The sequence below is a fragment of the Chitinophaga sp. genome (assembly GCF_035761305.1).
Taxonomy (GTDB): Bacteria; Bacteroidota; Bacteroidia; order Chitinophagales; family Chitinophagaceae; genus Chitinophaga.
Genome location: NZ_DASTRI010000155.1, coordinates 13540 through 38687, shown reverse-complemented (window position 1 = coordinate 38687; position 25148 = coordinate 13540). Strand labels below are relative to the sequence as shown.

21 protein-coding genes are annotated in these 25148 nt (G+C 51.3%); 15 read left to right on the top strand and 6 right to left on the bottom strand.

Annotated elements, in window-relative coordinates; translation table 11 throughout:
* The first annotated feature begins 3 nt into the window (after nucleotides 1–3).
* Genes VFS25_RS13635 through VFS25_RS13620 form a run of 4 tightly spaced genes read left to right on the top strand, consistent with a single transcriptional unit; the run spans nucleotide 4 to nucleotide 6605 of the window.
* On the top strand, nucleotides 4–1446 hold the full coding sequence (locus tag VFS25_RS13635; protein ID WP_326462707.1) for a RagB/SusD family nutrient uptake outer membrane protein: 1443 nt from the start codon (nucleotides 4–6) through the stop codon (nucleotides 1444–1446).
* An 8-nt stretch (nucleotides 1447–1454) separates the two neighbouring features.
* Nucleotides 1455–2636 carry a TlpA disulfide reductase family protein gene (locus VFS25_RS13630; protein ID WP_326462706.1) on the top strand — a complete coding sequence of 394 codons (1182 nt, stop codon included), beginning with the start codon at nucleotides 1455–1457 and terminating at the stop codon, nucleotides 2634–2636.
* A 30-nt stretch (nucleotides 2637–2666) separates the two neighbouring features.
* The gene (locus VFS25_RS13625; protein ID WP_326462705.1) at nucleotides 2667–3809 is read left to right on the top strand and encodes a TlpA disulfide reductase family protein; all 1143 of its coding nucleotides are present in this window, start codon (nucleotides 2667–2669) and stop codon (nucleotides 3807–3809) included.
* 6 nt (nucleotides 3810–3815) lie between these two features.
* Nucleotides 3816–6605: a M16 family metallopeptidase gene (locus VFS25_RS13620; RefSeq protein WP_326462704.1), complete on the top strand. Its 2790-nt coding sequence runs from the start codon at nucleotides 3816–3818 to the stop codon at nucleotides 6603–6605.
* A gap of 76 nt (nucleotides 6606–6681) precedes the next feature.
* On the opposite strand, the gene VFS25_RS13615 is transcribed toward VFS25_RS13620, so the two are convergent.
* Genes VFS25_RS13615 through VFS25_RS13605 form a run of 3 tightly spaced genes read right to left on the bottom strand, consistent with a single transcriptional unit; the run spans nucleotide 6682 to nucleotide 8346 of the window.
* Nucleotides 6682–7542 carry an alpha/beta hydrolase gene (locus VFS25_RS13615; RefSeq protein WP_326462703.1) on the bottom strand — a complete coding sequence of 287 codons (861 nt, stop codon included), beginning with the start codon at nucleotides 7540–7542 and terminating at the stop codon, nucleotides 6682–6684.
* Nucleotides 7543–7553: 11 nt separating this feature from the next.
* Complete coding sequence (locus VFS25_RS13610) at nucleotides 7554–8024, bottom strand: SRPBCC family protein (RefSeq protein WP_326462702.1); 471 nt, start codon at nucleotides 8022–8024, stop codon at nucleotides 7554–7556.
* Nucleotides 8005–8346, bottom strand: coding sequence for a metalloregulator ArsR/SmtB family transcription factor (locus VFS25_RS13605; RefSeq protein ID WP_326462701.1), 342 nt, complete (start codon nucleotides 8344–8346; stop codon nucleotides 8005–8007). The genes VFS25_RS13610 and VFS25_RS13605 overlap by 20 nt, the downstream gene beginning before the upstream one ends.
* A 389-nt stretch (nucleotides 8347–8735) precedes the next feature.
* Between VFS25_RS13605 and VFS25_RS13600 the strand changes: the two genes are divergently transcribed.
* The 5 genes from VFS25_RS13600 to VFS25_RS13580 all read left to right on the top strand — a co-directional run bounded on the left by VFS25_RS13600 (nucleotide 8736) and on the right by VFS25_RS13580 (nucleotide 13149).
* Complete coding sequence (locus tag VFS25_RS13600) at nucleotides 8736–9917, top strand: glycoside hydrolase family 76 protein (protein WP_326462700.1); 1182 nt, start codon at nucleotides 8736–8738, stop codon at nucleotides 9915–9917.
* Nucleotides 9918–9980: 63 nt separating this feature from the next.
* Nucleotides 9981–10364 carry a response regulator gene (locus tag VFS25_RS13595; protein WP_326462699.1) on the top strand — a complete coding sequence of 128 codons (384 nt, stop codon included), beginning with the start codon at nucleotides 9981–9983 and terminating at the stop codon, nucleotides 10362–10364.
* A gap of 237 nt (nucleotides 10365–10601) precedes the next feature.
* Nucleotides 10602–11579 (top strand): histidine kinase, encoded by a 978-nt coding sequence (locus VFS25_RS13590; protein WP_326462698.1) that lies wholly within the window; start codon nucleotides 10602–10604, stop codon nucleotides 11577–11579.
* Complete coding sequence (locus VFS25_RS13585) at nucleotides 11576–12271, top strand: LytTR family DNA-binding domain-containing protein (protein WP_326462697.1); 696 nt, start codon at nucleotides 11576–11578, stop codon at nucleotides 12269–12271. The genes VFS25_RS13590 and VFS25_RS13585 overlap by 4 nt, the downstream gene beginning before the upstream one ends.
* 167 nt (nucleotides 12272–12438) lie before the next feature.
* Complete coding sequence (locus VFS25_RS13580; RefSeq protein ID WP_326462696.1) at nucleotides 12439–13149, top strand: DUF3500 domain-containing protein; 711 nt, start codon at nucleotides 12439–12441, stop codon at nucleotides 13147–13149.
* Nucleotides 13150–13346: 197 nt separating this feature from the next.
* Here the strand turns inward: VFS25_RS13580 and VFS25_RS13575 are convergent, their stop codons facing one another.
* Together VFS25_RS13575 and VFS25_RS13570 are read right to left on the bottom strand one after the other, a co-directional pair.
* Nucleotides 13347–15713 (bottom strand): TonB-dependent siderophore receptor, encoded by a 2367-nt coding sequence (locus VFS25_RS13575; RefSeq protein WP_326462695.1) that lies wholly within the window; start codon nucleotides 15711–15713, stop codon nucleotides 13347–13349.
* Nucleotides 15714–15881: 168 nt separating this feature from the next.
* Nucleotides 15882–16466: a phosphatase PAP2 family protein gene (locus tag VFS25_RS13570; protein ID WP_326462694.1), complete on the bottom strand. Its 585-nt coding sequence runs from the start codon at nucleotides 16464–16466 to the stop codon at nucleotides 15882–15884.
* A 354-nt stretch (nucleotides 16467–16820) separates the two neighbouring features.
* Between VFS25_RS13570 and VFS25_RS13565 the strand changes: the two genes are divergently transcribed.
* From VFS25_RS13565 to VFS25_RS13555, 3 genes are all read left to right on the top strand, one after another.
* Nucleotides 16821–17225, top strand: coding sequence for a BlaI/MecI/CopY family transcriptional regulator (locus VFS25_RS13565; protein ID WP_326462693.1), 405 nt, complete (start codon nucleotides 16821–16823; stop codon nucleotides 17223–17225).
* Nucleotides 17226–17243: 18 nt separating this feature from the next.
* Nucleotides 17244–19517: a M56 family metallopeptidase gene (locus tag VFS25_RS13560; protein ID WP_326462692.1), complete on the top strand. Its 2274-nt coding sequence runs from the start codon at nucleotides 17244–17246 to the stop codon at nucleotides 19515–19517.
* An 80-nt stretch (nucleotides 19518–19597) separates the two neighbouring features.
* Nucleotides 19598–22036, top strand: coding sequence for an outer membrane beta-barrel protein (locus tag VFS25_RS13555; protein ID WP_326462691.1), 2439 nt, complete (start codon nucleotides 19598–19600; stop codon nucleotides 22034–22036).
* Between the two features lie 220 nt (nucleotides 22037–22256).
* Here VFS25_RS13555 and VFS25_RS13550 read toward each other — a convergent pair whose 3' ends face one another.
* Nucleotides 22257–22829: a Crp/Fnr family transcriptional regulator gene (locus VFS25_RS13550; RefSeq protein ID WP_326462690.1), complete on the bottom strand. Its 573-nt coding sequence runs from the start codon at nucleotides 22827–22829 to the stop codon at nucleotides 22257–22259.
* 132 nt (nucleotides 22830–22961) lie between these two features.
* Here VFS25_RS13550 and VFS25_RS13545 point away from each other — a divergent pair, with 132 nt between their 5' ends.
* The 3 genes from VFS25_RS13545 (at nucleotide 22962) to VFS25_RS13535 (ending at nucleotide 25034) form a co-directional block, all read left to right on the top strand.
* The gene (locus VFS25_RS13545) at nucleotides 22962–23177 is read left to right on the top strand and encodes a hypothetical protein (protein ID WP_326462689.1); all 216 of its coding nucleotides are present in this window, start codon (nucleotides 22962–22964) and stop codon (nucleotides 23175–23177) included.
* Nucleotides 23178–23310: 133 nt separating this feature from the next.
* Entirely contained in the window at nucleotides 23311–24327 is a 1017-nt protein-coding gene (locus tag VFS25_RS13540; RefSeq protein WP_326462688.1) for a glycosyltransferase, read from the top strand.
* 59 nt (nucleotides 24328–24386) lie between these two features.
* Nucleotides 24387–25034: a hypothetical protein gene (locus VFS25_RS13535; RefSeq protein WP_326462687.1), complete on the top strand. Its 648-nt coding sequence runs from the start codon at nucleotides 24387–24389 to the stop codon at nucleotides 25032–25034.
* The last annotated feature ends 114 nt before the right edge of the window (nucleotides 25035–25148 follow it).

Sequence of the window (25148 nt, the reverse complement as noted above, 5' to 3'; positions counted from 1 at the left end):
CACATGAAGCAAAACCATTATTATAGATCATTACGCTGTTGTGCAGCCGGCCTGCTTTGCCTGGCTGCGCTGCTGACGGGCGGGTGTAAAAAGTACCTTGACCTGCCCCTGCCGCTGAGCACTATTGCCGGCAGCAGCGCCTATACTACCGATAAATCAAGCGCCGCTGTGCTTAATGGCATTTACGCCAGGTTAATGGGCGCTCCACAGCTGTTTGATGGCAGCGGCATTGGCTTTAGCACCAGCTTGTATGCAGACGAGCTGCAGAGCATAGGCGACCCTACCAGCGCAGACAGGGTATATTACCAGAACGCCGTGCAAAGCGATAATACCGGCGCCCTCTGGACGCTCTTGTACAAGCAGCTGTACACCACCAACCTGGTGATAGAAGGCGTAACGCCCACTACCACTGCTACGCTGCGTTATCGCAGTCAATGGCTGGGTGAAGCCTATTTTATACGCGCCCTGCTGCATTTTTACCTGGTGAACCTGTATGGCGACGCCGTAATAGTTACCAGCTCTGACTATGCCGTAAATAACAGCCTGCCCCGCAGCACGCCGCAAGATGTGTACGTGCAGATCATTAAAGATCTGCAGCAGGCGCAAAGCCTGTTAACAGATGAATATAAAGACGGTAACGGGTTAACCACCACGGAACGCGGCCGGCCTAATAAAGCTGCAGCCACCGCCTTACTCGCAAGGGTATACCTGTACACAAAAGACTGGGCCAATGCAGAAACACAGGCCAGCCTGGTAATAGCGCAACCTGTGTTTAGCCTGCCGCGGCCGGCAGATGTTTTCCTGCACACAAGCCTCGAAACCGTGTATGCATTGGCGCCGCTTGCCAACAGCTGGGTAAGGGACTATAACGTGTACAATAACGGTATGCCAGCCATAGTACCCGCGTTCCCCGCCAGCAATATTAGCGTAGCTATGAGCAGCAGCCTGGTAAATGCATTTGAGCCCGGCGATGAAAGACTGGTTACCTGGGCCCGTAAAGCAACCGACACTGCTGCTGCACCCGTAAGCTATTATTTTCCCGACAAATACAAATCAAGAACTAACGGCGACGAATATATAGTGATGCTGCGCCTGGCGGAACAATACCTCATACGTGCAGAAGCGCGTGTGCGGCTGAACAAGCTAACCGCAGCCAAGCAGGACCTGGACGCCGTAAGGGCCCGCGCCGGCCTGGGAGGCGTTACTGCAGCCGGCGCTGATGCCCTGCTGGACGCTATTATGAAAGAGCGCCGCACCGAGCTGTTTACAGAAGAAGGGCACCGCCTTTTTGACCTCAGGCGTACCGGCCGGCTAAATGCAGTAATGACGCCGCTGACGCCGCAGAAAGGCGGCGCCGGCTGGCAGCCGTTCATGCAATGGTGGCCCATACCCACCAATGATATTTTTGCAAACCCGCATCTCACTCAAACTGAAGGTTATCAATGATGAAAAAGATGAAAACATTACCGCTTATAGCAGCCGTTTTATTAACAGGCATATGGCAGCACGCTGCCGCACAAAAAGGATATGTTATCAACGGCACGCTGAAAAACTTTGCAGTGCCGCCGCCCAAGGTGTACATGGAAGCCCGCGTGCTGAATAAGGAAATGAACGCGCAGAAAACGCTGCAGGTAGACAGCGCGCTGGTAAAGAATAACCATTTCCGTTTTACCGGAACGTTTCCGGGGCTGGCAAATGTAACACTGTATGGTTTCCGGCCAAAGAGCAATACAGGTTTGCAGTTTGTAGACCAGGCCGCCGTGCATTTGCAGGGTGGGGAAATGAATATTGTAATGAACGGATCATTTGCTAAGAACACCATTTCCGGCAGCGGCACACGCGCGGAGCTGGACTACCGCGATGCTATGAAGAAAGTGCTGGTGCTGGCAGATAGCGTGCGCAATATTATGCAGTCCGAAGAAGCACAAACCTCGCCCGGCATGCGCATTGTTTTTTCGCAGCTGTTGGGCGATGTCATGAACCTCATGATTTCCGAATCTGCCGCCTATATAAAAGCCCATCCTGCATCGCCCATTGCGCCGGAACTGCTGGGAACATTAATAACCGACAAGTCAACTCCTTCAGCGCGGGTAGACAGCCTTATACAATTGATGCCGCCCGCTACGCAGGCTTACGTAATGGAAAACATGAAGGAAGGGATAGCCGCCAAAAAAGCAGCCGAAGCAACAAAAGCTGCAGCCGAAGCATTAACCACTTTAGGCACGCCTGCGCATGATTTCACACAGCAGGATGTGAACGGCAACCAGGTGCGCCTTTCTTCCTTTAAGGGTAAATATGTGCTGATAGATTTCTGGGCCAGCTGGTGCGGTCCCTGCCGGGCAGAAAATCCCAACGTGCTGAAAGCCTATAACCGGTATAAGGATAAAGGCTTTGATATATTGGGCGTATCGCTTGATGTACAGGGGCAGGAGGACGCATGGAAAAAGGCCATTGAAAAAGACGGCCTTACCTGGACACAGGTATGGGATGCCAAAGGCTTTGACAACGCCGCTGCAAAGCTATACGGCGTATCATCCATACCGCAGAATTTCCTGGTAGATCCAAAAGGTATCATCATTGCAAAAAACCTCCGGGGCGATGCGCTGGAGAAAAAGCTGGCAGAAGTGATAAAGTGAACCTTGCTTAGTAATCCATAACACAGTATTATGAAAAAATGGTTTTTGACATTGCTGACAGCAATGCCCGGGGTGCTCATGGCCCAGGATAAGGCGCCTTTTGAAATAAAAGGCAGGTTGGAGAATATTGCCCCGGGTAATTACGTGATCAATCTTACTTATGATAACGGCGGTGTGCCGCAGGGAGATACTGCGCATGTGCGCGCCGATAATACTTATTTCCTGCACGATACCATAGCCGGCGGGGGAGAAGCGACCCTGGAAGTGTATAACCTCAGCGACAAACGAATGGTGGGCGTTGTGCTGCTGTTCCTGTCAGGGGAAACAATCACAATTACGCACCGCCAAACCTTTTCAAATGCCACTGTATCTGGTACAAAGGCTATGCAGGAATACCGGCATGTGAATGCCGTGTACAGCAGCTATAAGAAAAAGATAGCTATACTGGAACAGCAGCAGGCTGCCGCCGCCGGCATGGGAAACAACAATGCGGTGGCTGCTTACCTCCGGCAGCTGGAAGCTGCCAGGAATGAGCAGCTGGAAAAAGCGTATGTGCGCTTTATCCGGCAGCATCCGTCCTCACCGGTAGCCATATACGCCTTTAAACGCTATGATAAGGCGCTGGGCGGTAAAAATGACGAAAAGGTGCGCGCACTGTACGGGCAGCTGCCTGCAGGCGTAGCCGCTAATCCCGAGGTAAAAGCCGTGATTGACCATATGAGCACCCGCGCTGCATTCGCCAACGTGGAAATAGGCAAAGAGGCGCCTGATTTTGAGCAGCCCGATACAGCCGGCAACATGGTAAAGCTGTCTGGTTTCCGCGGTAAATATGTGCTGCTCGATTTCTGGGCCAGCTGGTGCGGCCCATGCCGGGCCGATAATCCCAATATTGTTAAAGCCTGGCAGCAGTACCATAGCAAGGGGTTTGATATACTCAGCGTATCGCTGGACCAGCCGGGCGCAAAAGATGCCTGGCTGAAAGCCATCCGTAAAGACCGTCTTACATGGACGCACGTGTCGGACCTGCAGTACTGGAACAACAGCGCTGTAAAGCTGTACGGCATACAGGGCATTCCACAGAATTTCCTGATAGACCCTTCCGGTAAAATTATTGCCAGAAGCCTGCGGGGCGATGCGCTCAGCGATGAATTGAAAAAGATCTATAACCAGTAAGCCTGTATGAAAATTATATATGTATTGATGGCGGCTGCCGGTATGGCGGCCATGCAGCCTGTTATTGCACAGCATGTGCCGCTGGACCCCGCAGTGCGTACCGGTAAGCTGGCCAACGGCTTCACCTACTACATCCGCCATAACGAGCAGCCGCGCAACCGGGCGCTGTTTTACCTGGTAAACAAGGCCGGCTCTGTGCTGGAAGATGCCGACCAGCGCGGGCTGGCGCATTTCCTGGAGCATATGAACTTTAACGGCACCAGGCACTTCCCGCGCAATGAGCTGGTAAGCCACCTGCAAAAAGCAGGCGTGCGCTTTGGCGCCGACCTCAATGCCTATACCACCTTTGATGAAACTGTGTACCAGCTGCCCATGCCGTCTGATGACCCGGCTATGCTTACGCTTGCATTGGAGATCATGCGCGACTGGGCGCAGGAAGCTACGCTGGATCCGCAGGAGATAGAAAAGGAACGCGGCATTGTGCTGGAAGAAGAACGCCTGGGCAAAGGCGCTAAAGAACGCATGAGCCGCCGCTACCTGCCTATGCTGCTGAACAACTCGCGCTATGCAAACCGCCTGCCCATTGGTACCGACAGTGTGCTGCTGCATTTTCAGCGCCCTGTGATCAAACGGTTCCATAGCGACTGGTACCGTCCTAACCTGCAGGCATTGATCGTGGTGGGAGATATAGATGCGGCTGCAATGGAAAAGATGGTCAGGGCGCAGTTCGGCACGCTAAAGAACCCGGTGCATGAAAGAGCGCGGCCGGCTTACACCATTCCGCTCACCGGCAAAAACCAGTTTATGGTTGTAACAGACCCCGAAACAGCAACCACAGAGCTGGATATTTACATAAAGCACAAAGCAGCGGCCATACGCACAGAAGCAGATTACCTGGCGCTGGTAAAACGAACGCTGTTTAACCAGCTGCTGAATACGCGCCGCTATAACGAAACCAGCCGCGAACATAATCCTGCCATGGTAAGCGCAGGTATGTCCATATCCCCGCTGCCGGGCGGGCTGGATGCCTTCTCCTTTACTGTAACCGCTAAAGAAGGCCAACTGCCGGCTGCATTCAAACAGGCATGGTCCGTTGTGGAAAAGGTAAGGCGCTATGGCTTTACGCAAACAGAATTGAACAGGGCCAGGCAGCAATACCTGCGCAACCTTGAGCAGTTGCTGAATGAGCAGGACCGCACGCCCTCTGTTGACTTTGTAAAGGAATACCAGCGCCTTTTCCTGCAGCAGGAGGCGGCCCCCGGCATACAGTGGGAATACAATTTTGCAAAAGCAAAGCTCCCGGCAATTACATTGCAGGACATCAACAACGTAACAACAGCGTACATACAGGACATCAACCGCGATATACTTATACTGGCGCCGGATGATAAAAAGCAAAGCCTTCCTGCAGAAGACACGGTTACTGCATGGCTGAACGAAATGCAGGGCATGCGCCTGGACCCTTATGTGGAAGATACGCTGGTGCACAGCATTCTCACAGTCCTTCCCCAACGGGGCAGGGTTACCGCAGCAGACAGCCTGCCAGCAATAGGCGTAACCATGCTCACGCTCAGCAACGGCGTAAAAGTGGTATTAAAGCCTACCACCTTTAAGAATGATGAGATCCGTTTTAAAGGGTTTGCACCGGGCGGCGCCTCCCTGTATAATGATAGTGACTACGACGCTGCTGCCAGCGCTGCCGCCATCATCGGCAGTTTTGGATTAGGCAGCCTTTCGCCCGTACAGGTGAACAGCGCATTAAACGGCAAGGTAGTACAGGTAGCGCCTTTTATTGATAAGCGCACAGCCGGCGTGCATGGAGCCTGTGCCACGCAGGACCTGGAAACTGCGCTGCAGCTGGTGTATATGCAGTTTACCCATCCCCGTAAGGACACAATGTTGTATAACAACATCATTAACCGCTCACGGGCCGTATTGCCTAACCGGTATGCGGAGCCCAATAACATATTTAATGATACCATGGCGTATGTAATGGGTGGCTACAGCTACCGCAGCTCGCCGCCTACCCTGGCTAAGCTGGATAGGATAGGGCTCGATAAGGTATATGATATTTACCGCGAGCGCTTTGCAGATGCAACCGGCTTTACATTCGTATTCGTGGGGAGTTTTAACACTGCCGCTATACAACCCCTGCTGGAACAATACCTGGGCGCGCTGCCTGCAGCCGGGCATAAAGACACGGCTATTGATCGCGGCATACATATTCCGCCCGGGCGCATTGTAAAAACAGTAAAGGCAGGCAAGGCCGATAAAGCCCTGGTGCGGCTCATCGTAAGCGGCGATTACAGCTATAGCCCGGCAAATAACCAGGTGCTGAATGCGCTGGCGCAGGTGCTGCAGATACGGCTGCTGCAAAACCTCCGGGAAGCAGAAGGGGAAGTGTACAGCCCTACTGTGCAATTCACCTTCAACAAGCAGCCCAGGGAACGCTATGCCTTTATAATTGCCTTTGGCTGCGCACCGGCTAATGCAGATCACCTGGTAAATCTTGTGCGCCGGGAAATGGAAGCGCTGAGGACCACACCGGTGGAAACAGACAATATTATGAAGGTAAAAGCAGCTGTGATCCGCAATACTGAGCTGGCGTTAAAAGATAACGGCTGGTGGCTGAGCTACCTGGATGGTCAGCTGGAAAACGGTGAGGATCTGCTGCAGGTGCAGGATGTACAAAAGAACCTGGATGCGTTAACCCCGGCCGCCATGCAACAGGCAGCAAGCCTTTACCTTACGGAAAAGAACCTGCTGCAGTTTATGCTGCTGCCCGGAGGCCGGTAAATTTTTCGGTTTAGATCCATTTGAACACTAGGTGTAGTATTCGCCGCAATGTCTATTGCGGCGTTTCTTTTGTGCGTTACTTTAAAAATTCCTTTACCAGTGTGGCGGTCACCTCCGGCAGCTTGCTGCCTTTTTCGGCCGTGCATATCTCGCCTATAAATGCGCCATGTATTCCGGGCAGTATTGCCAGCTGCGCGCCCGGTATCAGCTGCGCTATTTGCTGGGTATGTGCTACTGTTATTACATCATGGTCGCTTGCCATTACCAGCGCGGGGGCTTTGATGGATTTCACTGCTTCATCACTCCAGTCTTTAAAGTGCTGCATCCGTTCGCGGTCTTTATTGAACATTGCCAGCAGCTTGTCTTTATCGGGCGTTACTTTTAAAAATGCCTCTTTCAGGGGCGCCGGCATATTATCCAGGGTGGCGTGCTGCATGCCTTCAAAGAAGCCGGGTATAAACCCATCCCTGCGGAAGGCGGCGGAGATCACTACTATTTTGTTCACTACTTCGGGGTGGCGGATGGCAATTTGCAGGGTGGTGCTGGCGCCGTTGCTGAAACCCAGGATGTTGGCCTTGTCTATTTTCAGGTATTGCAGCAGTGCGGCCACATCGTCTGCATCCTGTGTAAAGCTTTCCGGCGCATTGCGGTCGCTGGTGCGGCCGTGTGCCTGCAGCTCAACGGCAATTATTTTTCCATAGCCTGAAAGTAGCGGCAGCAGGGCGCCAAAAGAGCTTTCAATGGTAGAGCCGCCGCCGTGTATAAGCACCAACGGTATATTGCCGCTGCCGTAAATCTCATAATACATGCTGATGCCATTTACCGGTGCATGGCCGGTGGTGTTTGCTTTTTCCATAGTGTTTGTTTGTGCGTTTGCTGAAAGTACAGTAATAACAGGTAATAATGCCGCCAGCAGGCGGTGAATAATACGGTGCATATAACAGGGGTTTAAGGTTTGCCGGCTTTTAGCTGCGCCAGGTACGCGTTCAGCTTCTCTACATTCTCTTGCTGGCCTTTATCGGCTCCATGGGTTTTTACCACTTCCATAAATGTTGCAGCTGAGTCAAAGAGCATATGCCAGGTAAGAAACGTTTGTTCGCCCCGGGCCTCAAACTCAATGGTGGCGATAATATGCGGGTAGGAGGTATGCTCGTAAACGATCTTTTTATATGGAATGATCTCGCGGAATATGCTTTTGTTGTCATAGTCTGTTCCGTCGGGGCCATGCATCACCAGGTTCCATTCGCCCCCGGCCTTTACATCCATGGTGGTAATGGTGTTGGTAAAGCCGTTTGGTCCCCACCAGTTGGCAATGTGTTCCGGTTGCGTCCATACCTCCCAAACAAGCGCTATGGGCGCATTCAGTGTGCGTGACAGGAACAGCTCCCGGTCGGCGGTGTTACTTTTTCTGTTTTCCATATCTTTCTTTTTTTAGTTTTTCCAGGTAAGTTTCCATGGCATCCAGCTTGCTTTCCCAGTGCTGCCGGTATTGGTCTACCCAGGCAGCTACCTCACTGAGCCTGTTCAGCTGCGCTTCACAAAACCGGTCGCGGCCCTGCTGCCGGATCACTATAAGCCCGCAATCCGTGAGTATTTTCACATGCAGCGATATAGCCTGCCGGGTTACATTAAAGTGCTCCGCAATGGAGTTTACATTCTGCGGCTTAGCCGCAATCATATTAATAATAGCCCTCCGCGTAGGATCGGCTATGGCCTGGTACACATCTCTTCTGGCTTTCATAATGCGCAAGTAATTACTTGCAAATATAAGCGCAAGTATTTACTTGCGCAATAGCCGGATGAAAATATTTTTTGGATGGATCGTTTAATGGCGTTTGGGTGTGCAGCCCTGCCGCCCGGCAAGGGCACGGAAACATAAGGCTGTGCAGGCGGTTAGAAATATTGCGGCCGGTATAGGATATTCATATTATGCAGCAGCTGACCGTTTGCCTGTACCGGAAAAATTTTTTCTTTCCCTGTAAGTAATCTGTCAGCTGCCGGCTGTCTTTTATGGTTAGACTGTCCAGAAAACCCGGTTCCACTGTTATGATACTGCGTTATTGTTAACCAGGTAGTACTGTCAGCGCACTTATTACGGAGCACATTTCTTCACATCTTAAATTGAAAACCATGAAAATTCCACATTGTGTAAAAAAGTCCACCTGCAGCAACGGCCTGGCTGCCCTGTTAATCATCTTTGCCCTGTTTGGCTGTGCAAAAAAAGACGTAAAAGAGCTGGAAAAAATGCCAGCCGGCAATGCCAGCGAAGTTGCGTCAACTGCCGCCGCTGCGCAGCCAACAAAGTCAGAAGCGCTGCTGGCCATGCAATGCTACAACAACGCCTTTTACCATGAGTATGGCACCTATGGGCCTTCTTATAAAGCCTATTTTTATTCAGACGTAACGCACAGCGGCCGTATGGACTTCTGGCGGCAGGCAGAGGCTATTGAAACCGTGATCGACGCCTACACTATTAACAACGACCCGGACCTGCGGAACAAGATGGTGTACCTGTACAACGGTATGCGCGACGCCTATGGGCTTTTATGGACCTCTAATACTTATAACGATGATGTAATATGGGGAGCGCTGATGTGCATACGCGCTTTCCAGATCACCAACGACGGCGGCATGAAGGATATGGCCAAAAACAACTTTGATATGGTATGGTCCCGTGCATGGGACACTAACCTGGGCGGCGGCCTTTGGTGGACCACTGGCAAAACCACCAAGAACGCCTGTGTAAATGCGCCTGCCGCCATCTGCGCCATGTACCTGTACCAGGCTACCGGCGACGCCGGCTACCGCGATAAAGCGAAGATGATCACTGACTGGATGGTGAGCAAGCTGTATGCGTCCGGCACCGGGGAAGTAAGGGGCGCTATAAATGCCGCAGGCACTATTACAGAAGGCGCGCGCACCTACACCCAGGGCACTTTTATAGGCGCCTGCAGCCTGCTGCAAAATGCCTATCCATCCGGTGGCTACAAAACAATGGCCGCCAAAGCCATGGACTATACCAAAAACAGTATGTGCAATGCACAGGGCCTGCTGCCGGATGAATATGATACGGACGACTGCCAGGGCTTTAAAGCCATCTTTGCGCGTTGGGCCTGCAAGTTTGTGCACGACCAGGGCTATCAAAGCACCTATTCATCATGGTTGAACTACAACGCCGCGCAAGCCTGGGCCTACCGCAATTCCAACGGTCTTATGTGGGGGCAGTGGTGGCACCGCACGCCGGATAACTATGTAAACTCTTTTGAAACTACCTGCGGGGTAGCAATGATGAACGGGGTTTGGCTTTTTTAAAGCCTGTTGGTATTGGTACGGTTTTTTATATACTTCTTCTGCTAACTTCTAAAAACCATTTTTATGACCAATACCAGTACTGCCGTTACACACAAGCAAAAGCTTTTAATTATTGAAGACGAAGGTGAAATGTGTTTACTGATCAATCTTTTGCTCGACGGACGCGAAATGGAGATTGAGCATGTAAAAACAATTGCCGATGCTGTGGAGTTTTTTCAACAACACCCGCCGGCTGTAGTATTGCTGGATAACCGCCTGCCGGATGGTTTGGGGCTGGATTTTATCCGTTTCCTGAAAGATAAATATCCCGCCACCAAAATTATTATGATCTCCGGCATGGACGCTGCCGCAAAAGATGTGGCTATTGAGAACGGGGCCGACCTTTTCCTGGAAAAACCGTTCACCAAATCGCAGCTTTGCCAGTGTATCAATACGCTGCTGAACTAATTGTTATAGCCTGTACTTCAGCTACAACTGTTCACCTTCGGGGCAAAAACGCCCGTCAGCAATTTGAGAAAGCACTGTAATATAAACAGACTAAGTAAAGTAGAGTTTTAATAGGTTATATAAGGCCGCATTCGGTGCGGCCTTATATTATTTACAGCAATTACCGCCACCCCAACATTTCCCCATTTCACCCCAAAACCGGGAAAATACCGCAGAATAGCCGCATTTTACAGTGCTATGAAGCATACGATCGGCTATGCCATCTTACACATTACCGGCTGCATTTTGTTTTTAAGCCTGCCGGTATGGCTATCCAATGCATCACCAGGACAGGCAGGTTTCTTTTTTTCAAAGCCCATGCAAAGGGAGGTAATTGCCAATGTGCTGATGCTTGGCTTTTTTTACCTGCATTATTTTATCCTTATTCCCAGGCTGTATTTTAATAAGCGGCGGCTGTTATACGTGCTATCGGTGCTGGCTGGTTTTTTAGTGATTTGCCTGCTGCCCGCAGCGCTTACCGGCCGCAATCCTTTACAGCCGGCAGCCGTCAGGCATCATATTTCCCTGTTCGTTGTAGTGGTATTAGGCTCCCTGCTGCTGCGCGTGCGCAGCCGCTGGTACCTGGCCGAACAGGCGCATTATGCAGCGGAAATGGCTAACCTGCATGCACAAATCAACCCGCATTTTTTATTTAATACCCTCAACAGCATTTATGCCCTGGCAGTACGGAAAGATGACGATACGCCGGATGCTATCGTGCACCTGTCCGGCTTAATGCGCTATGTTACCAGCGATGCCCGGCAGCCGGCCATTCCCGTGCAGGACGAGCTGGAATATATTCAGCATTACATTGCGCTGCAGCGCTTCCGCCTGGGTAATACTGCCATTATACACAGCACTGTGCAGCAGGAGGAGCCGGCGCCAGCGGGCATTGCCCCCCTCATTCTCATTACTTTTATAGAAAATGCGTTTAAGCACGGCGTTAACCCCGAGGCAGCTTCCGCCATATCTGTTCATTTAAATTTGTACAAAAAAACGTTACATTTATCAGTACATAACTATAAGGTAGCGCTGCCGCACCAGGTGCTTTCCAGCGGAATAGGAGTAAGCAATGCCAGGGAACGACTGGAGCTGCTATATCCCGGAAAACATCTGCTTGAAATTTCCCAGGATGCGCACCACTACCTGGTAAAACTGAGAATGGATCTCCTATGATAACTGCGATAGCATTAGATGATGAACCACCTGCATTAGAAATTATTAAAGGTTTTTGCGCCAATATTCCTGAAGTAGCTCTAAAAAAAACCTTTACCAAAGCCGGGGAAGCATTTGAATACCTGGAAAAATACCCGGTAGACCTGCTGCTGCTGGATATTCACATGCCTTCCATAAACGGCTTCGACTTTTACCGGCGTGTGCCGGCCCGTGTGATGGTTATATTCACCACCTCCCACAGCGAGCACGCAGCAGAAAGCTATAACTTGAGCGCAGTGGATTACCTGGTAAAACCCTACACCTTACAACGTTTCAGGCAGGCAATGGAAAAAGCCGTTTCCTTTCACCAGCTGCGGCAAAACGCCGCTGCGCCAGGCAGCGATCACATTACATTAAGAGTTGATTACGGGTTGGTGAAAATATTTTTTGCCGATATTCTTTTTATGGAAGGATTGGACAACTACCTTAAAATTCACCTGAAAGATAAAACGCCCCTGGTAGTGCGGATGACCATGAAGACCATCCTGGAAAAGCTGCCGCCCGCGGCCTTTGCACGGGTGCACCGCTCCTTTATTGTACCCCTTTCACAGGTAGCCGCGGTGCGTAATAAAATGATTGCGCTGCATTGCGGAGAAGAGATACCCCTGGGCAGCAATTATGAGAACGACTTTATGCACCTGATGAACCGTTAGCTCCCTTACCACAGAATAGGGCACATTCACCCCAATTATTTCCAGCTGCTTTTCCTTTTTAGTCATCTTTGTTCCGGAATCATTTGAATGGCATTAGGAACCGGTATAGCGTATGTACTTAGAAGTTAGTGAACGGTTGAATGGTTTTACGCTAAATAAAAGGTGTTATGAAAATTAAAAGCGTGTTGGCATTTGAAGGAGGACCACTGATTGTTGCCATGGCTTTGCTGCTTGCCTGCTCAAAGAAGGATGGTGATACTGAGGTGAACCGTGCAGCAGCGAGTGCGCCGGGCGGCGGTGCGGTTACCTTATCCGCCACGGCTGATGCCAACAACGCTTTTAAAGGAACAGCCAGGGTTGTACAACCGGTGTCATGGACATCCAACGACACGGCTAATGTGCCGCTTTTAGAGGAAAAGAATGTGCTGGCTGCCATGCTGGCCTCCTTTACGCCTGAACAGCTTACCAATGCAAAAATAGCCACTACTTTTACTGATGTGTTGCTGACAACGGGTGAGAACAGCTACCTGCCATGTATCAGGCAGGGCGTGAAAGTGGGAATGCTCAGCCCCGCATCGCAGGCAAAAGTGCTGGCTGCTATAAAGCCCTGGCTCAGTAATTTAGACACTGCTGCTGCAGCTTTATTGCTGCGTACCTACGCCGGTGAACTGCCCGATACTTATGTAACCTACGCTAACAACAAGAGTGCTGTAACCGGTAACGCAGGCTTGTTCTTTACCACCAGTACCGATTATGTGAGGATTGACGGCCCGGGTGTGTGGATAGAACTGGTCTGCCAACCCGGGGCGGCGCCGGCCAAACAGGTACGCTATCATGCAGTGTTCTGCGATCACCCGAGGGACTATGCAGCGCTTTGAACAAAATTATTTTTCTATAGAACAGTGAAAACGTGCGACACCGCATGTAACTTTTTAGCAAATCGTGGGGGATAAACAAAAGGGCTGGCCATTAGGGCCGGCCTTTACTTTTTAATGCACGGATGAAGGCCGGTTTAACACAAAGCGGGGGCATTCCATCGAATACCCCCGCTCATTTATTTTATAACCCCCTGCTATCAGAAGCGGTATGCTACATTTAAACGGAAATTGCGCGGCGCTTCCGGGATCCAGAAGTAGTAAGGCCCGCTGTTGTCGGTAAGGGTAGAGCCTGAATACAGGTATTTGTTCAGCAGGTTATTTACATTCAGGCTAACGCTGTAGCGCGATACCTGGTAAGAGATGCTGCCGTCCATGCGGAAGTAATCGGTCAGCGGGGTTTCGCCGCTAAAGGAGTACCACGCAAAACGGCCGGCCTGGTACTGCGCGCCCAGGGCAATGCCCAGGCCTTTGAGCCGGGTGCTCTCCAGCCGGTAAGAGAGCCAGCCGTTGGCAATGTTGCGGATAGTGCCTGGTGTAACCTGTCCTATCTTGCCTTTATCAGTGTCTTTGGTGATTTTAGAGTCTGTATAGGCGTAGTTAAGGGTTACATCCAGCCCCCTTGCCAGGCGGCCGCGGATGTCCAGCTCAATGCCCTGTGTACGGGTTTGCCCCAGCTGGGTTGACCAGTTAATGTTAGCCGGGTCGGCGGTTACCGTGTTGTTGCGGTAAATGCGGTAGGCAGCCAGGGTGCTGTTCCAGCGGCCGCCGAACCAGTCGCGTTTCAGGCCTACTTCAATGTTATCACCGGTTACAGGTACAAAAGACCGGCTTTTGGAACTGTCGTAACCGGCAGTGGGCACAAAAGCCTGGTCATATAGTGCATAAATGGATGTATTGTGGTCTGCAGAAACGCTCAAGCCTACACGCGGCGTAAATTTCTTTGACTCTACGGCTGTGCCGTCATTATCTTTTGAGTAGGTGTAGCGGCCGGCTACGGTTAAGCGTACACGGTCCTGCAGGAAACGCAGCTCATCCTGCAGGTAACCCCCCTTGTAGGATTGCTGTGTAACAAAAACAGAGGTGTTGGGACCGGTGCGCTGGCGTACCGGTATGCTGTGGTCAAACGGCGTTATATCTGCGGTAGCGGCATACACCGGGTCATAAATATTAAAAGTGGCGGCAGCATCTATCAGCTTAAACTGCCCGTAATCGGAGTAGTTATTCTTTTCACCTACATCAATGCCGCCCAGTATGCGGTGGGTAATGCCGCCGGTGCGCACTTCGCCGTTTACATACATTTGTCCCAGGCGGTTTACGGCATCCACATCCCATATGGTCATGGCGCGCTGCATATTGCCGGCCAGGTCAGGCGCAGCGCCGGGCCATACAGAGCTGCCCCGCAGCTTATAGTTCTCATACATTACCTGTGCGGTTATGCTCCAGTTGTTGTTAAAGGCATGATGGAAGTTCAGCAGCAGGCTGTGGTCGTTTGTTTTAGACGGCTCCAGCGTGGGTGCGGTGGTGGTGAAGCTGCGCGGTAAATCCGGGTCGGCATAGCCCTTGCGGGAAAACTGGTAGTTGGCGCCAATCATCTGCACCTTTGAGTACTGGTAGGTATATTCTGCGGTGAGGGAGGTCTGGTCGTCCAGCTTATAGGTGAGCACCGGTACTACCGAGTAGCGCTCGTTAAAGTCATATTGCTGGAACGAGTTTTTAGACTGTCCCATCAGGTTCAGGCGGTACAGCAGCTTGCCATCCTTGCTCAGCTTCCCGTCCAGGTCCATGGTGGCGCGGTACAGGTCGTAGCTGCCAAAGGTAAGGCCTACCTCACCTTTTGTAATGCCGGTAGGTTTTTTGGTAACCACGTTATAAAAACCGCCGGGCTCCCCGTTGGCCATCATAAAACCGGCAGGGCCTTTCACAAACTCTATGCGCTCTACCATGCTCATATCTTCGGTCATGGGACCAAAGGGCATAGATACGTTCATGCCGTTGCGGAAGGCCGGTATGTTGGAACCGCGCATATAAATGCGGGCGTAGTTATCCCAGTGCTCCACCCTGTTAGCGCCGCTTACGTTGCGGGTTACGCCTTCCAGCATGTCGGTGATCTGCTGGTCGGCAATCAGCTTGCCGCTGATCACCTGTATGTTCTGTGGTGTTTCCAGCAGCGAAGTTTTTAACCGCAAGGTGTTGGAGGGTTCGCTGGCTTTATACTTTGTTTTCTGGCCTTCAATTACCACCTCTTTCAGCTTGGAGGCCGACTCTTCCAGTATAATATCTGCTACGGCCACTGTTTGTCCGGCAACCACGGTTACCTGTTTTTCCTGTGCAGCCAGGCCTATGGCGCTTACGCGCACGGTATGGGTGCCTGGCTTCAGGCGGTCTACCTGGTAAGTGCCGCTTTCGCCGGTAATAGTGCCTATTTTGGTGCCTACAATGCCTACTGTTACAAATCCTGCCGGCTGTCCGTCGGCTGTAAGTACTTTTCCTTTAATGGCGCCGGTTTGCGCAGCCGCTGCCAGCGTACCCAGTAAAAAGAATGCTAAGAAAAACTGTTGCTTCATCTGAATGGTAATAGAAATATTTCAAGGCGCAAAGGTGGGTATGAAAAAACGGGGCAGCTAATCCAATCCGGAAAAAAAGTTGCGCGATCCGGAAAAAGCAGGGGAGGAAAAAGCAGGGCAGGAGCGCCGTATTACGCACCTGGTTTAAGTTAGGCAGGTTCAGCGGTGCTACGGCCGTATAAATCCCAGGCCAAAGGCCGTGCCTGCGCCCAGCAGTGCCCCGGCCATAACATCAGAGGGGTTATGTACGCCCAGGTACATCCTGGAATAGCCTACGGTGCCGGCCCACAGCATAGCCGGCGCAATTACATACCATTTGGGATAGGCCCTGGAAAGGGCCGTGGCAGTGCTGAAAGCAGAGGAGGTGTGCCCCGATGGAAAGGAGTAGCCGCCGGGCATGTACACCGGCGTAAAGCTTACATGCAGCTTAAAGGGCCGGGGCCGTTTGAAAATGAGCTTTAAAGCAGTATTAAGCAGGGTAGTGGCGGCGGTGCTGCTGGCCACGTACAGGGCATTTTGCCGCATACCGGCATTATGGTCTATTATACCGCCTACCAGCAGCCCGGCCGGTATGGCTACATTCATATAGTCGTTGGTGTTGGATATGAACCTGAAAAAGCCGGTTTGTCCCGGTGTGCGGGCAGCTGCAATGTTTTGCAGCACATGAATGTCAAACGAGTCTATTTTCGACTGTGCGCCTGCTGCCGCAGCTACCAGCAGCAGCGGCAACAGCCAGGCATATAATCTTTTCATTGGCGCAGAACCGGGTTAAAGGAATAAAAGTACGGCTTATATTCATTTAAAAGGCAGCCTACCACCATACAGCCCCGCATCGCCAGCATATCATCGTCACCCGACCCTCTCCTGATCCGGCATTCAGCTTATATAAACCGCTTAAGAAACCGCCGGAATAGCAATCCCCATCACCATCCCCATCCCCATCACCGCATTGTAAAGCCACCGTTATTCCACTGTTTAACATCGCCCTCTTATTATTAATTCTTAATTATTCATTATTAATTCCCCGGGAGGGGGAGAGGGGTAACTTTTTTTAAAAAAAACCAACCTTATACTTGTTTCGTACGAATGTATTCGTACCTTAGGGTCATGAAAGAAGATCGTAAACCCAATCCGCCTGCGGAGCCTACCCGCTCCGAGCTGGAAATACTGCAGGTGTTGTGGCAGCACGGCCCTTCCACCGTACGTTTTGTGAATGATCAGCTGAATGATGGCAAGCGCGCGGTACAATATACCTCTACCCTGAAAATCATGCAGATCATGACGGAAAAGGGCATGCTGGCCCGGGACGAACGCAGCATGAAGCACGTTTACAGCCCGCTGCTGGAGGAGAAATCTACCAAAGGCCTGCTGCTGGACCGTTTCATGGAAGCTACGTTTAACGGTTCCGCCACTACGCTGCTGCTGCAACTGCTTGGCAATAAGAAAACATCGAAGAGTGAGCTGGATGAAATAAAGGCCCTGCTGAATAAAATTGACCCGGATAAGCTTTAACCTGTAAATCAATATAACATGCACACCTTATCAACCGATATGGTCCGCGCTATTGGCTGGACCCTTGTACACTCCTTATGGCAGGGGTTTATACTGGCCATGGTGGCAGGCATCCTGATATTGTGCACCCGTAAGGCAAAGCCTGCGCTGCGTTATAATATATTTACCCTGCTGTTTTTTATGCTGGTAGGCAGCGCAGCAGGTACTTTTTTTTATGAGCTGCATAAAACCCGTGTTGCGCCGCTGCAGCAAACAGCAGCGGTTGGCGTACCCGTAACGCCTGCGGCCGCCGCCATTCCGCAAATCACGCCTGTTGTTAACGATCCTGCAGCACCTGGTTTTATTGAAAAGTTTATCACCTATTTTAATGAGCATGCGCCGCTGCTGGTAATGGCCTGGTTTATCATTTTTGCCGGTAAGCTGTTATGGCTGTTCGGCGGACTGGTATCTATGCAGCGCATCCGCTATTATAAAACTACTGCTCCCGATGCAGCTTTGGCAAACATGCTGCAGCAGCTGGCTGCCAGGCTGCGGTTGCGCAAACGCATTCAGCTGCTGGAGTCGGCCATGGTAAAGGTACCTACAGTACTGGGCATGTTAAAGCCGTTAATACTGCTGCCGGTGGGCTTAATGGCGCAGCTGCCGCCGGAGCAGGTAGAGGCCGTGCTGCTGCATGAGCTGGCGCACATTCGCCGCCGCGATTTTTTGGTAAACCTGGTGCAGCATTTTGCAGAAACTGTTTTCTTTTTTAATCCGGCCCTGCTATGGCTTTCTGCCCGCATCCGTGAAGAGCGTGAGCATTGCTGTGATGATATGGCCATTGCCGCCACGCAAAGCAAAATAGGATATGTGCAGGCGCTGGTTAGCTTCCAGGAGCTGCACCTGGCCACCGGCTCGCCGTATGCCATGGCTTTTCCCGGTAAAAAGAAACAGCTGCTGGCGCGTGTAAAGCGCATCCTGGGCCAGCATAACAATACCCTGAACAGGGCGGAGAAATCTTTCCTGCTGGTTTGCTTCAGCTTTATCGGCATACTGGGAATCGTGTTTGCCCACCCGGTAGTAAGGAAAGCAATGCCGCCGGCAGTTGCCGCCGTTAACCATAACCGCAATAATAACCATAAAGCATCGCAGCCGCAGGCCAGCCAGGCTGCTGCCGGTACGGTTGCCGCTGCCGCCGGTAATGAAAAAGATAAGAACCGGTTTAGTTCCCCGGACCCCAAAGGAGTAGCCGAAGGCACTACACTGCAGTTTGCGGAACAGCGTAACGGGCAGCCCTATATGATATACCTGTTTAAACGCGCGCAGGTGCTGTACCAGGCAGAAACAGATGCGACTGATCAAATAGTGCTGCTGAAAGTGAACGGGAAAACCGTGTACCGCGCGGGCGACAACCCCGCGCAGATAGCGCCTTACAGCGCTGCCCTGCAAACACTGGCTACTGATTATAAAGCGCGCTACCAAGAGCCACGGCAAACCTACCAGCCATACGATGCGCGCTACCAGCCATACAACGCGCAGTACGATACCGTACCGGTGCTGCACAAGCCCAACACTACCTACACCGGCACCATTAAAACCACCTACAGCGGAAAGGAGTATAAAATATATGTTGATGATAACCGTACTACCGGCTTAGCGATAGATGGTGTGAAAGTGCCGGACAATGAGCTGCCCTTTAAATACGCCGATGTAAATGCTATTTTCCGGAAAATGGAAGCAGATGATGCAGCGCGTGACCGTGACCGCCGGCAGGTTGAAGTGCAAAAAGAGGCTATGGAGCGCGACCGCCAAAAGCAGCAACAGGTCATGAACCAACAGGCGCACCAACGGCAAATGGACGCGGCGGCTGCGGAACAGCAAAAAAATGCAGCGGAACGCGACCGCGAAAAACAGCAACATACAATCAACCAGCAGGCATTGAAGGCCCGGCCTCCCTTAAATACAAAAACATCTTTAAGCCTGCCAGCTCCGCTGAGCCCCCAGGCCCCTGTCAACGCAAATACCCGCCCTATTGTAACAGCACAGGCCCCGCTTAATCCCAAGCCGCCTGTTGCACCGCAGAAGGGACTGGCAGAGCAGCTGCTGGATGACCTGGCGGCCGAAGGATTGGTAAAAGAACAGAACAAAGTGTCTTTTCGCCTGGATAACGACAAGTTCATTATAAACGGTAAAAAGCAATCCCAGGCAGTTACCAGGCGTTACCAGAAAAAATATATCAAACACCCTAACGACAATATCTACTTTAGTAAGTCCGGAGGCACCACTACTGCAAGCGTGTACATTGATAATTAACCAACAGCCTTTACTTACAATTCCCATTCATTCATCCGCGGGTGAACCGGCATTGCCTTGCCCGCGCTAAACCGCCCTTTATGAAATTAATCCGTTGCCTGCTGCTATGCAGCATGGCGCTGCTACCATATTGCCTTTACGCGCAGCAAATGCCTGAGGTGAGCGGCCGTTTGAAAAACCCCGCCGGCCAGGCCGTGCCAGGCGCCACGGTTACCTTGCTGCAGGCCGCCGACTCTATGCTGGTAAAGGCGGCTGTAGCCAGCGGGCAGGGCCGGTTTCGCCTGCCGGTACAGCAGCCGGGCATTTATCGTATAGCCGTTACATATATTGGTTATGCTGCTTATTACAGCGATACCCTGCAGCTGTATGCCTCCCGCGTATTGCCCGACATTACCCTGCAGCCTGCCGCCGCCACACAGCTGAAAGATGTGCAGGTAACCGCCCGCAAGCCTTTTGTGGAAACCCGCATTGACCGCACTATTGTGAATGTGGATGCGCTTATCTCCAATGCCGGCACCAGCGCGCTGGATGTGCTGGAAAAATCGCCCGGCGTGCTGGTTGACCAGGATGGCAACATTAGCCTGCTGGGTAAATCGGGCGTTACTGTTTATATTGACGATAAGCCTACCTATTTATCCGGCAGCCAGCTGGCGGCTTACCTGCGGTCGCTGCCTTCGGGCACGCTCGAAGCTATTGAGCTCATGCCTGTGCCGCCTGCCCGTTATGATGCCGCCGGCAATGCAGGCGTTATTAATATACGCACCAAAAAGCTGAAACAGCGCGGCTTCAACGGCAACCTTTCCACTACTTACGGACAGGGCTTTTACCCCAAGAACTTCAACAGCCTGAACCTCAATTTCCGCAACAATGCCTTTAACTATTTTGTAAGCGCAGGCTATAGTTATAACCATAATTTCTCCGACCTGCTGATCACCCGCAGCATCCGTAATGATGACGGCAGTCCCCGGTCGTACTTTAACCAGTTCTCCTACATTAACCGCTATAACCGTTCCCCTTCGTTGAAAACAGGAATGGATTATTATATGGATAAAAACACCACCATTGGTGTGGCGCTGAACGGCAGCTACTATAAAGCAACCGGCCTGGTAACCAATAACAGTTCGCTGTACAGCCCCGTTCATACGCTGGACTCGCTGGTTACTGCCCACAACCGGGATGTGCGCACTTTTAAAAGAGGTGCTGCCAACCTTAACTACCGGCACCAGTACGGCAATACCGGCCGCACCCTGGGTGTTGACCTGGATTATATCCGCAACCAGTCGCAAACAGACCAGCTGTTTCAAAACGCCAGCTATTATGCAGATAGCACCCTGAAGGGAAAGGATCAGCTGAACGGCAGCATACCATCTGCTATTAATATTTACAGCGTGAAAGCCGATTACACGCATCCGCTGCAAAAGAGCGCCAAAATAGAAGGCGGCGTTAAAGCCAGTTATATCAATACAGATAACCAGGCCGATTATTCAGTTACCATTGAAGATATTACCGCGCCGGACTACGATAAAACCAACCATTTCCTGTATAAGGAGCATATTAATGCGGCGTATATCAACTTCAGTAAAGAGTGGGCAAAGTTTTCCCTGCAAACAGGCCTGCGGCTGGAAAACACTATTATGCAGGGGCGGCAGCTGGGCAACGCGGTAAAATCCGACTCGGCATTTAAACGCAACTATACCAACCTGTTCCCGACCGTGTACCTGTCGTATAAAACCGATTCCGCAGCTGTTCACCAGTTTATACTCTCTTACAGCAAACGCATAGAGCGGCCGGGGTTTAATGACCTGAACCCGTTCATATCCCCGCTGGACAAGTTTATGTATTACGTGGGCAATCCTTTTCTGCAGCCGGTTATCAGCCATTCGCTGGATCTTTCATGGGTGTACCGTAATGAGCTTACCATTAAGCTCAACTATTCCCATTACACCGGCGAGCAGGGGGAAACCATAGAAGCGCGCGGCGACCGTTTTTACAGCCGCCCGGCTAACGTAGGCAACAGCAATTACGTATCGCTGTCGGCCAATGCCAACCTGCAGCCTTTAAAATGGCTTACGCTGCACTGGTTTGGCATAGGGGAGTACGCCCGTTTTAAAGGAAACCTGTATGGCAATGTGCTGGATGTGGATGGCATGAACTACGTGACCAACATTACCCTGCAGGGTAAGCTTTCAGGTACCTGGAATGCCGAGCTGCAGGGGCTTTACCGCGGCAGGATCACTGCATTGCAGTTTGTGCTCGGCGATTTCTGGGCGGTTGGCTGCGCGCTGGAAAAAAAGATATTGCAAAAGAAAGGCTCGCTGAAACTGTCGGTAAACGATATTTTCTACAGCCGGCTTAACTACGGCGATATTAATAACCTTACCAACGCCACGGGCCACTACCGCAATAAAGGTGACTCCCGTGTTGCGCAGCTGACCTTTACTTACAATTTTGGCAAAACGTATGAAAAGCGTAGCCGCTCAACAGGCGGCGCGGATGCCGAAGAGCAACGCATCCGTTAGCGTTGAATAGATGAATAACAGGTATACCACGCGCAGATCGCTGCGCGTGGTTTTTTATGCCATAAGGTGCGGGGAGGTTCAATTATGAACAACTATCATTATTAAGTAGTACGCAAATGCAAAAATTGTATTAATTTGGTGCCAGGAAAAACATTGTACCTTACTTACCCATTATAATTCGCAGGGGCTGTACCTATTGTACGGCCCCTTTTTTTATGCATTACCGCAGCTGCCTGCGAATGCGGCTCAGCGACTGCGGCGTAATGCCCAGGTAAGCGGCTATATCGGTAAGCGATACACGCAACGCTATATCGCGCTGCCGCTCCATGAAATGCTGGTAGCGGGTAGCTGCATCTTCCCCCATGTATGCATTGCGTACAGCTATTTTAGCCAGCAGGGTTTGTTGCGTAATGTGGTGAATGAGCGTTTGAAAATAAGGCAGCTGCCGGTATATTTCCCACAGGCCCTCCCGCGGAAATACAATAAGATCTGCCGGGCAGGCGGCCTTAATGCTTTCATTGGCCGGCACCTCGTTATTAAAGCTGTTCAGGATGGTGCAGAAATGGTTTTCATTTACAAAAAACTGTGTAACCTCATTTCCCTTGCCGTTAACAGATACAATCTTGAGTATGCCCTGGCAAACAAAGAACATTTCCCGCGCCAGCCTGCCTTCCTGCAGCAATAGCCCGCCTTCCTGCACGCTGCGGCTGTGAATGTAACGGCTAATGAGCACCTGGTCTGCCGGCGGAATGGGCTGGAATGATGACAGGTAATTAAAAAGTGGTGCAAACATAAGTATGCGTTAAAGCGCTGTGTTTCAAAATTAAGCAGCATTTCCGAAATTTCCGGAATTACCCTATTGTAAGGGAATAGGCTGCTTATGGCATAGCGATTGATATATACATTGCCAAACAAACAACCAGTTATGAAAACATTAGGCATTATTCTCGTTATTGCCGGTATTGCCATGATCGTAATACGCGGTTTTTCCGTACAAACGGAAAAAAAGGTGGTGGATCTTGGACCTGTGGAAGTGAATAAGAAAGAGAACAAATGGGTGGGCTGGCCTACCTACGCCGGCGGCGTTGTAGCTATAGTAGGCGTGGTATTGCTGATAGGCTCCAATAAAAAGAATGCTTAACGTATAGCCGTTCATGTAGTAATGTTATGCCTGGCTTTTCCGGAAGCCGGCAGTATAGCTATGCTGGGATGCCGGGCAAAAACTGCCCGGCATCTCGTTTTTTTACTATCTTGCCGCCGGAAAATGACAGCAGATGGTATTGGAAAACCGTGATATAGATTACTCCATCGTAATTTGTACCTATAATCCTGACGAACGCTTACTACAACGCTGCCTGCGTGCAGTGGCGCAGCTTAACCGCCATAATATTTCAACAGAAGTTTTACTGGTAGATAATAACAGCACCGTACCGGTGGCCAGTCTGCCCTTTGTACAGGCGCACCTGCGGCAAATACCGGGCATGCGGCTGCTGCACGCGCCGGAGCAGGGCCTTAAATATGCCCGTATAGCCGGCATTGAAGCAGCTGCCGGCCGGCACATTGTTTTCTTTGATGATGATAATGAGCCCGACAGCGATTACCTGCAGGGCCTTCAACAGCTGCACACGTTGTACCCGAACGTAGGCGCCTGGGGCCCCGGCCACGTATGGGTGGAGTTTATTGACGGCATTGCGGCCGATATTGAGCGTTACGCCCGCGTTGCATTCCAGGAGCGGCATGAAGGGGAAACCGCCTATGCCCGCTTACCGGGATGGCAGCCCTGCTATCCTTTTGGTACAGGCCTGTGCATACATACGCTTTTACTGAAAGCATATGTAGCCGGCATCCGGGAGGGGCAGCTAACCTTACCGGGCCGTAAAGGCAGGCTGCTTAGCAGCGGCGACGATACGCAGATGGTATTGCTTTGCATCAGTAAAGGATATGCAGCCGGCATTGCCCCCTTGCTGAAAATAAAGCACATGATACCCGGCAAACGCTGTAGCTATCAATACCTGCACCGCCTGGCCTACGGCACGGGGGTTTGTTACGATACCTGCCTGCTGCAGGTGTTCCCGGAGCACCGGCAGCAGCTGGAGCAGCGGCTGCTGCCGGCCGCCAAATTCTCCCGCCAGGCGCTTAAGCAATTCCTCCGGTCACGGTGGCGCGCCAGTTTCTTTAAAACCGCGGCGCTCATCAACTATATCAGCGTGCATGCCGGGGTTTACATGGCGCTGGATAAACCGCTGCCGGAACCGGTAAATAAAATTTTAAAGTATCTGAAAGTAACTTAACGTTGCCAACCAGCGTTTTATACCCAATCAGGATTTTATTAACAGCACTAAATAATAATATGCTATTCGGAAAAAAGGCGCAGCAGCAACAGGCTTTATTTAAAATATTCTCATTTTATAACCATAACATCAACCCGGAGGTGCCTGAATACCAGCGGGCAGTATTTAAGCATTTTGGTTTTACCGTGAACCAGGTAATGGATAAAAAGCTGGACCACGGCGATTTCCTGAACCACATTTGCAGAACAGTAACAGATACAGACTACCTGCTGTTTTTTGATATTGACTGTATTCCCACTTGCCGGGAGTGGCTGGCCCTGCTGCTGGCCGACCTGCTGGAACCCCGCACTATTGTGGGAGCCGCGCAAACCGCCAACCACCTGCGCAACGGGAAAAATCTGTACGTTTCTCCCTTCTTTTTTGCCATATCCACCGCTTATTTGAAAGAGCTGCATTATCCCGACATGCGGCCCACACCCGACATGGATGCGGGCCAAAACCTTACCGAGCATATTACCCGCGCCGGCGGCCATACCAGGTACTGGTGGCCCACTGCTATTGAAGAAGTAAAGTGGCGGCTGTACCACCCCGAGCATCCTGAGTTTGGCCTGGGCACTACCTACAACAATGCCATTTACCACGCGTTTAATTCGAGGGACGGGCTTTCCGGTAACTTTATCCAAAAGTGCAGGGCTGTATTGTCCTGACGCCTGCAGCAACCAGCCTGTTTTTACAACCCGGCCGGAAAGTTCCTGCTTATCGCAGCCCTTTATCCTTATATTTCGGGTTAAATAATTATTAATTTTTGAGTTTTATATATA

What these genes read in the sequence shown, in the direction of transcription:
- VFS25_RS13635 (WP_326462707.1), top strand. Translation starts at nt 4, where the DNA reads ATGAAGCAAAACCATTATTATAGATCATTACGCTGTTGTGCAGCCGGC.
- VFS25_RS13630 (WP_326462706.1), top strand. Translation starts at nt 1,455, where the DNA reads ATGAAAACATTACCGCTTATAGCAGCCGTTTTATTAACAGGCATATGG.
- VFS25_RS13625 (WP_326462705.1), top strand. Translation starts at nt 2,667, where the DNA reads ATGAAAAAATGGTTTTTGACATTGCTGACAGCAATGCCCGGGGTGCTC.
- VFS25_RS13620 (WP_326462704.1), top strand. Translation starts at nt 3,816, where the DNA reads ATGAAAATTATATATGTATTGATGGCGGCTGCCGGTATGGCGGCCATG.
- VFS25_RS13615 (WP_326462703.1), bottom strand. Translation starts at nt 7,542, where the DNA reads ATGCACCGTATTATTCACCGCCTGCTGGCGGCATTATTACCTGTTATT.
- VFS25_RS13610 (WP_326462702.1), bottom strand. Translation starts at nt 8,024, where the DNA reads ATGGAAAACAGAAAAAGTAACACCGCCGACCGGGAGCTGTTCCTGTCA.
- VFS25_RS13605 (WP_326462701.1), bottom strand. Translation starts at nt 8,346, where the DNA reads ATGAAAGCCAGAAGAGATGTGTACCAGGCCATAGCCGATCCTACGCGG.
- VFS25_RS13600 (WP_326462700.1), top strand. Translation starts at nt 8,736, where the DNA reads ATGAAAATTCCACATTGTGTAAAAAAGTCCACCTGCAGCAACGGCCTG.
- VFS25_RS13595 (WP_326462699.1), top strand. Translation starts at nt 9,981, where the DNA reads ATGACCAATACCAGTACTGCCGTTACACACAAGCAAAAGCTTTTAATT.
- VFS25_RS13590 (WP_326462698.1), top strand. Translation starts at nt 10,602, where the DNA reads ATGAAGCATACGATCGGCTATGCCATCTTACACATTACCGGCTGCATT.
- VFS25_RS13585 (WP_326462697.1), top strand. Translation starts at nt 11,576, where the DNA reads ATGATAACTGCGATAGCATTAGATGATGAACCACCTGCATTAGAAATT.
- VFS25_RS13580 (WP_326462696.1), top strand. Translation starts at nt 12,439, where the DNA reads ATGAAAATTAAAAGCGTGTTGGCATTTGAAGGAGGACCACTGATTGTT.
- VFS25_RS13575 (WP_326462695.1), bottom strand. Translation starts at nt 15,713, where the DNA reads ATGAAGCAACAGTTTTTCTTAGCATTCTTTTTACTGGGTACGCTGGCA.
- VFS25_RS13570 (WP_326462694.1), bottom strand. Translation starts at nt 16,466, where the DNA reads ATGAAAAGATTATATGCCTGGCTGTTGCCGCTGCTGCTGGTAGCTGCG.
- VFS25_RS13565 (WP_326462693.1), top strand. Translation starts at nt 16,821, where the DNA reads ATGAAAGAAGATCGTAAACCCAATCCGCCTGCGGAGCCTACCCGCTCC.
- VFS25_RS13560 (WP_326462692.1), top strand. Translation starts at nt 17,244, where the DNA reads ATGCACACCTTATCAACCGATATGGTCCGCGCTATTGGCTGGACCCTT.
- VFS25_RS13555 (WP_326462691.1), top strand. Translation starts at nt 19,598, where the DNA reads ATGAAATTAATCCGTTGCCTGCTGCTATGCAGCATGGCGCTGCTACCA.
- VFS25_RS13550 (WP_326462690.1), bottom strand. Translation starts at nt 22,829, where the DNA reads ATGTTTGCACCACTTTTTAATTACCTGTCATCATTCCAGCCCATTCCG.
- VFS25_RS13545 (WP_326462689.1), top strand. Translation starts at nt 22,962, where the DNA reads ATGAAAACATTAGGCATTATTCTCGTTATTGCCGGTATTGCCATGATC.
- VFS25_RS13540 (WP_326462688.1), top strand. Translation starts at nt 23,311, where the DNA reads ATGGTATTGGAAAACCGTGATATAGATTACTCCATCGTAATTTGTACC.
- VFS25_RS13535 (WP_326462687.1), top strand. Translation starts at nt 24,387, where the DNA reads ATGCTATTCGGAAAAAAGGCGCAGCAGCAACAGGCTTTATTTAAAATA.